The sequence below is a fragment of the Eubacterium sp. AF15-50 genome, from assembly GCF_934835595.1.
Taxonomy (GTDB): Bacteria; Bacillota; Clostridia; order Lachnospirales; family Lachnospiraceae; genus Eubacterium_G; species Eubacterium_G segne.
The window spans coordinates 1-7,050 of the sequence record NZ_CAKVZL010000057.1; the positions used below are offsets into that span (position 1 = coordinate 1).

9 protein-coding genes and 1 pseudogene (1 of these 10 only partly in view) are annotated in these 7,050 nt (G+C 36.2%); all 10 read right to left on the reverse strand.

Annotated features, from left to right (window positions below):
* A partial coding sequence (locus Q5O73_RS07285) for a magnesium chelatase domain-containing protein (protein ID WP_302669366.1) occupies positions 1 to 673 on the reverse strand: 673 nt, incomplete at its 3' end.
* A 77-nt stretch (positions 674 to 750) separates the two neighbouring features.
* Complete coding sequence (sigK, locus tag Q5O73_RS07290) at positions 751 to 1,413, reverse strand: RNA polymerase sporulation sigma factor SigK (protein WP_366459400.1); 663 nt, start codon at positions 1,411 to 1,413, stop codon at positions 751 to 753.
* Between the two features lie 54 nt (positions 1,414 to 1,467).
* Positions 1,468 to 2,694: a U32 family peptidase gene (locus Q5O73_RS07295; protein WP_118588806.1), complete on the reverse strand. Its 1,227-nt coding sequence runs from the start codon at positions 2,692 to 2,694 to the stop codon at positions 1,468 to 1,470.
* Between the two features lie 19 nt (positions 2,695 to 2,713).
* Complete coding sequence (locus Q5O73_RS07300; RefSeq protein ID WP_021952700.1) at positions 2,714 to 3,358, reverse strand: O-methyltransferase; 645 nt, start codon at positions 3,356 to 3,358, stop codon at positions 2,714 to 2,716.
* Between the two features lie 24 nt (positions 3,359 to 3,382).
* Positions 3,383 to 3,793: an endolytic transglycosylase MltG gene (locus tag Q5O73_RS07305; RefSeq protein ID WP_021952701.1), complete on the reverse strand. Its 411-nt coding sequence runs from the start codon at positions 3,791 to 3,793 to the stop codon at positions 3,383 to 3,385.
* A gap of 12 nt (positions 3,794 to 3,805) precedes the next feature.
* The gene (locus Q5O73_RS07310) at positions 3,806 to 5,467 is read right to left on the reverse strand and encodes a ribonuclease J (RefSeq protein WP_021952702.1); all 1,662 of its coding nucleotides are present in this window, start codon (positions 5,465 to 5,467) and stop codon (positions 3,806 to 3,808) included.
* A gap of 50 nt (positions 5,468 to 5,517) precedes the next feature.
* Entirely contained in the window at positions 5,518 to 5,784 is a 267-nt protein-coding gene (locus Q5O73_RS07315) for a DUF1292 domain-containing protein (protein ID WP_021952703.1), read from the reverse strand.
* Between the two features lie 50 nt (positions 5,785 to 5,834).
* On the reverse strand, positions 5,835 to 6,254 hold the full coding sequence (gene ruvX / locus Q5O73_RS07320) for a Holliday junction resolvase RuvX (protein ID WP_021952704.1): 420 nt from the start codon (positions 6,252 to 6,254) through the stop codon (positions 5,835 to 5,837).
* A gap of 81 nt (positions 6,255 to 6,335) precedes the next feature.
* Entirely contained in the window at positions 6,336 to 6,596 is a 261-nt protein-coding gene (locus tag Q5O73_RS07325; RefSeq protein WP_021952705.1) for an IreB family regulatory phosphoprotein, read from the reverse strand.
* Between the two features lie 46 nt (positions 6,597 to 6,642).
* Positions 6,643 to 7,050 (reverse strand): annotated as a pseudogene (gene mtaB, locus Q5O73_RS07330) (tRNA (N(6)-L-threonylcarbamoyladenosine(37)-C(2))-methylthiotransferase MtaB) (it continues 894 nt past the right edge of the window).

The following is a 7,050-nucleotide window of genomic DNA, read 5'->3' on the forward strand; positions in this document are numbered from 1 at the left end:
CTAATCCACCGTCACATATTGTTTTTGCAAATTCGAATTGTTGATTTACAATATCTCTTATTCCTTCTTCATTTGCTTCATATATTACAGATCTCATCTTTGTTCCGAATACATGCTTTTGGCTTGCTTCTTCTATTTCTTCCTTTATTTGATAATTCTTATATCCGCCACTTACAAGTAACATAACCAGTTCATTTAAATCTTCTACTCCAATTACCTTTATGCCCTTTATATATCGGCATTCTCCAACATTCATAGCCGGCACAAAACAATATTTCATTCCCCTTTCCATAGCATGCAAAACTATAGGTAAAACTCCATTTACAGCTACTACCCGTCCACTTAGGCTAAGTTCTCCCACAAACATTTTATCATCTAACCTGCACTTTATTATATCAAGGCACCACAAAATAGACACTGCCACCGGCAGGTCAAAATACGTTCCTGCCTTTCTTATGTTTCCCGGAGAAAAATTAATTGTTATCCGCTTAGGTGGAACTAAAAACCCCGAATTTTTTATTGCTGTTCTCACCCTTTCCCTTGACTCTTTTATATCATAAGACAAAAGGCCTACCATATCAAAAGATGGCAGACCATTACATATATCTGTTTCAACTATTACAGGCAGTACGTCCACTCCCATAATAGCTGCACAATTTACTTTACACACCATAATCTATCCTCTTTGTATATTAAATTTTGGTGTCAAAAGTGCTATTCTTTTTTCATTGTCATATTGACTATTTTATATCACATTAAGTATGAATTGTCAAAAGCTTTTTTCAATTTTTCCAGTGCCTTTTTTTCAATTCTGCTAACATAGCTTCTTGATATATTCATTGCTTTTCCTACGGCTTTCTGGGTCATAGCTTCCTCTCCCCCTAAACCGTACCTCATAACAATAATTTCCCTTTCCCTTTTTGACAGAACCTTTTCCACATATTGCCTTACCCTTACCACATCTTCCGCATTTTCCATTTGCTTTAGTGCATCAATTCCGTCATTTTCCATAATGTCCATAAGGCTTATTGTATTACCTTCCTTATCCATCCCAATAGGTTCATTTAGTGACACTTCCCTGTTTTTCTTTTTTTCTCCCCTAAGCATCATAAGCAGTTCATTTTCAATACACTTTGATGCATATGTCACCAGTCGCTTTCCCTTTTGGGGATTGTAGGTATTTACCGCCTTTATAAGGCCAATTATCCCTATGGAAATCAGCTCTTCATTCTCCCTGTTTTCTGAATAATATTTTTTGGCTATGTGAGCCACAAGCCTTAAATTTCTTTCAATTAGTATGTCTTTTGCTTCCTTGTCTCCATTCTGAAATCTCTCTATCCAATGATTTTCTTCCGTAGGTGTCAAAGGTTCCAAAAAACTTTTCACACTTTCCCCCGCGACATACTTAATTATATTATCTTATGATAAATCGCCATTTCCCGTGCATGTCTTTACAGGTTTATTTTACTACTCTTTTACTCTAAGCACGTCTCCCCTTTCAGGAGTCTCACTTAATTTAACCAATAACTTCTGCTTTGGGTGAGGACAGCTTTCCATTTCATTCCCCTCCTCATCCTTTATGGAAATAACATTAACCTCTATGTCCCTTCCATCCGGCTTCATTACTTCTATTTTTTCCGAAACACTAAATTTATTCTTCTGTTCAAGAACAAATTCACCATTGTCTGAAACTTCCCTTACAATTCCTAAATATACATAATCTCTCTCATATACGTTGTTATCATATATCTGAGTTGTTTCGTCAGGCTTTCCAAAGAAAAATCCGGTAGTATACTGTCTGTAAGTACACTGGGAAATCCATTTTCTGTAAAGCGGAAGATTCTCCCTGTATTTGTCAGGGCTTTCTAAATAATCATCAATTGCTTTTCTATAAGTTCTTGCAACTGTAGCCACATACAAAGCTGTCTTCATTCTTCCTTCAATTTTAAAGCTGTCTATTCCTGCATCAATTAATTCAGGAATATGCTCTATCATACACAAATCCTTTGAGTTAAATATATATGTGCCTCTTTCATTTTCCTCCACCGGCATGTACTGTCCCGGTCTTGACTCTTCAACCACTGCGTATTTCCAGCGGCACGGATGGGTGCAGGCTCCTTTATTGGCATCTCTTCCTGTCATAAAACTGCTAAGAAGGCATCTGCCTGAATAGGAAATACACATTGCTCCATGGACAAAGGTTTCAATTTCCATATCATCAGGAATATTTTCCCTTATCTGCTTAATTTCATTAAGGGACAATTCTCTGGCGGAAACCACTCTTTTTGCACCTAAATTGTACCAGAAATTGTATGTTCCATAGTTAGTGTTATTTGCCTGAGTACTTATATGAAGCTCCATATCCGGCAGAATTTCCTTGGCTATGGTAAATATTGCCGGATCAGAAATAATAAGTGCATCCGGCTTAACTGTCTTTAAATCATTGAAATATACCTTAACCGGCTCAATATCCGCATTATGAGCCAAAATATTTGCCGTAACATATACTTTCACTCCATGCTCATGGGCAAAATCCACTCCTTCTTTCATTTCCTCTAAAGAAAAATTTTTAGCCTTAGCCCTAAGACCGAAAACTTCACCACCAATATATACTGCATCTGCACCATACCTTACAGCTGTCTTTAACACTTCAAGACTGCTGGCAGGCACTAACAATTCCGGTTTTCTTCTCATATTAAAACACTCCTGTCTTCTATTTTTTAACAGATATTGTTATTCCATCACCTATTGGAACAATACTTGTCTCTAATTCCTCATGATTTTTTACTACTTCTAAGTATTCCCTCATTCTTTTATGAATGGTTCTGTCTCTTCTTTCCACCACAAATCTTGACTCAATAAGGTCTCCTTCCTGCAATACATTATCTGTAATGAGAACTGCTCCTTTTTTCATCAGACGCAAAACCTCCGGCAAAAAGTAAATGTACTGCGCCTTTGCCGCATCCATAAATACAAAGTCAAACTGTTGTGACGGAAGAGTCTTCATAACCTCTGTGGCATCGCCTTCAAGAAGTTCAATAATCTGTCCTTTTCCTGACAATTCTATATTTTTTTTAGCCTCCACAATTCTTTTTTCATAATTTTCAATTGTGGTAATTTTCCCGTCTTCATCTATACATTCACTCATTAAAATGGCTGAGTACCCTACTGCGGTACCCAGCTCTAATATTCTTTTCGGCTTTTTAATGTATAACATTACCCTTAGAAAGCTTTCCATTTCCTTTCTTATAATAGGTACGTTATCAATATGTGCCTGCTCTTCAATTTTTTCCAAAACTTCGCTGTTTGTTTTTTCTAATGAATGTATATATGATACTATCCTTTCGTTTACTATCATATTATCCTCCATAATACAGGGCAATTACTGTGCATCTTCCCCTTGTTCAGTTGTATTTTCCTTTTTATTCTCTTCCGGACCTGCGCTTATGGTTTTAAAAATTTCTTCCCCTGTCCATGAAGTGTTAAAGGTATAGGTTCCGGGCTTTATGGTTTTTACAGTATAAATATATGACTGTACCACAAAAGCATTTGCATCTTCTATTACTCCATATTCTTCCAAGGTTTTGCCAAACTGCTTTATGGTTGTGCCTTTGTCAACAGTAAAGGTCATGTCCGTTCCCGGCTCTTCCTCAACACCATTGCTGTTAAATATCTTTGAGCCAAAATTAAAGGCTGCTGTGGCACATACCACAATTATAATAACCATTACAATATATTTAAGCATCTTTATTGATACATTGGCAAAGCCCTGTGAAGTTTTCCTATTATTCATATAAACTCCTGACTATTCAACTTCCATTATAATTGGCAGAATCATTGGACTTCTTCTCATGGTCTTCCACAAATATTCTCCAAGACTGTCTTTAACAACCATTTTGATTTTTCCCCAGTCCACATTTCTGCCTTCAAGACATTCCAAAAGTGCCTGTGTTACTACTTCCTTTGCATTTTCAATAAGGTTTTCAGATTCCCTTACATAAACAAATCCACGGGTTACAATATCAGGTCCTGCAAGAATCTGATTTGAATATTTTTCCAGTGTAAGAACAACTATTATTATTCCGTTTTCTGCAAGGTTTTGTCTGTCTCGAAGAACAATATTTCCAACGTCACCTACTCCTAATCCGTCAACTAACACGGAACCTGCCGGAACTCTTCCTGTAATGCCTGCACTATCCTTACCAATGCTTAAAACATCACCGGATTCCATAATAAACACATTTTCCTTTGGTATTCCCATATCCTGTGCCAAACGTCCGTGCTGTCTTAAGTGCTGATATTCACCATGCACCGGAATGGCATACTTAGGCTTAATCAAAGCATACATAAGCTTAATTTCTTCCTGGCATGCATGACCTGAAACATGGGTGTCCTGAAAAATAACGTCTGCTCCCTGCTGGTATAATTCATTCATAACCTTTGACACGGCTTTTTCATTTCCCGGAATAGGTGTTGAACTAAATACTATGGTATCATTTGGTTTAATACGCACCTTTCTGTGAAGAGATGCTGCCATACGTGACAGAGCTGCCATGGACTCACCTTGACTTCCTGTAGTGATAAGAACTAACTGGTCATCAGTGTAATTTTCCATTTCTTCTATACTGATTAGTGTATTGTCAGGAATCTTTAAATATTCCATTTCCCTTGCTACGGAAATAATATTTACCATACTTCTTCCTTCAACAATAACTTTTCTGTTATATCTGCATGCCGTATTTATAATCTGCTGCACTCTGTCCACATTAGATGCAAATGTAGCAATAATAATTCTGTTTTTAGTGTGTTCTGCGAAAATATGATCAAATGTTTTTCCTACTTTTCTCTCTGACGGTGTAAAGCCCGGACGTAAAACATTAGTGCTGTCACACATAAGTGCCAAAACTCCACGTTTTCCCAGTTCACTAAATCTCGCAAGATTTATGGCATCACCAAATACAGGTGTATAATCAACCTTAAAGTCTCCGGTGTGTACAATAACCCCTACCGGCGTATGAATAGCCAATGCTGCTGCATCTGCTATACTATGGTTTGTTCTGATAAATTCTATTCTGAAACCTCCTAAATGTATACTTTGTCCGAATTTTACAACTTTTCTCTTAACTACATCAAGGAGCTCATGCTCTTCTAATTTTCCTTCAATAATTCCTATGGTAAGCTTTGTTCCATATACAGGAACATTAATTTCCTTTAATACATATGGTAATGCTCCAATGTGGTCTTCATGTCCATGGGTTATTACAAAACCCTTAACCTTATCAATATTTTCTCTTAAATAAGTAATGTCTGGAATTACACAGTCAATTCCCAACATATCGTCATCAGGAAATGACAAACCGCAATCCACAACAATAATACTGCCATTGTACTCAAAGGCAGTCATGTTCATTCCTATCTGTTCAAGACCTCCCAGTGGAATAATTTTTATATTTGAATTTTCACTCATCTATTATTTTTTCTCCTTATTATCTCAAATTTACCCTTCTAATAAATATCCTATTTTGAAATATCTATGTCCTCTAACAGTTCAGAAAATACTTTTCCTATGTAGTCTATTTCCGAATCTTCAACTACCATTTCATAAACTGCCTCTTCATCTTCTTCCTTTGATATATCCTTTAAGATATAAGCCTCAGCCTCTTCTTCATCTCCCTCGTCTTCCGTAACAAGAAGATAATTAACATTATTAATTCTGGTTTCCTCAACCACATACATTTCTACTTCATTTCCGTCTTCATCAATAAAAACAATCTTTTCTTCCATTAAATAAAATACCTCTAACTATTTTTCCTTAAAACTGATTTAAACTAAAACTAATTATTGCTGTTTAAATAATCCTCTAAAATAACCTGCGCTGCAACCTGGTCAACATATTTATACCTGTCTTCCCTTTTAATACCTGCTAAGTCCATAATCTCATAGGCTTCCACCGTGGTAAGCCTTTCGTCCTGAAATATTATTTCAAGGTTAGTCCTTCTGTGTAACATAGTTGCAAACTCTTTTGTTTTCTCCACTCTTTCTCCCTCGCTGCCGTCTAGCATAACCGGGTAACCCAACACGATTTTATCAACATTATATTCATTAATAAGTGCTTCAATTCTTGCCAAAGTCTTCCTTAACTTATTTGGCGAATCTCTTCTGACTATTTCAATTCCCGTAGCAGTAAGACCTAACTCGTCACTTACAGCCACTCCCACTGTTTTTGAACCGAAATCTAATCCCATTATTCTCATAGTTTAACCCTTAATCTTTTATTTTACGCACTTTACCTAAAAAAGAGCATAACTACTAAAGCTACATTTTTTTCAACGCAGTTATTTTAATTTATTATTAATGTAATATTTTACAGCCTCTTCTATGAGCTCATCCCGCTCGACTTTCATAATAAGACTTCTTGCATTTTTGTAGCTTGTAATATAAGTCGGATCTCCGGACATAATATAACCCACTATCTGGTTTACCGGATTATATCCTTTCTCAGCTAACGCCTCATATACCTTTTCGAAAATCTCTTCCACGCCTAACTTAGTTTCAGGCTGAACTCTAAAAAACTGTGTATTGCCTAAATTGCTCATCTTATCACGTCCTTTTTTTGCCTTTTAATGGCAGTATATTATGATTTTAATATAAAACTTTCCTAGTGGCAAGCATTATTTCATTATCAATAAAGTCTTTAAGGAAAACTTCTTCTATTTTTCCTGCCAGATTTTCCTTAGTTTCCACAGCCACCTCTATGTATTCTTTAGTGTGACCTACCTGATATTTTATTCCATTTATTTCCTTTTCCTCCTCAAAAAGCACCGATACTTTTTCCCCGATTTTTTCTTTTCTATAGTTTTCTTTTAAAGATTCTCCCACTGAAATCAAATCTTCGCTTCTCTTTGATTTTATGGTTTCATCTACCTGTCCTATCATTTTTGCCGCAACAGTTCCGTCTCTTCTTGAATATTTAAACACATGAAGCTCTGAAAACCCTACTTTTTTTACAAACTCTCTTGTTGTTGCATAGTCTTCATCACTTTCCTGCGG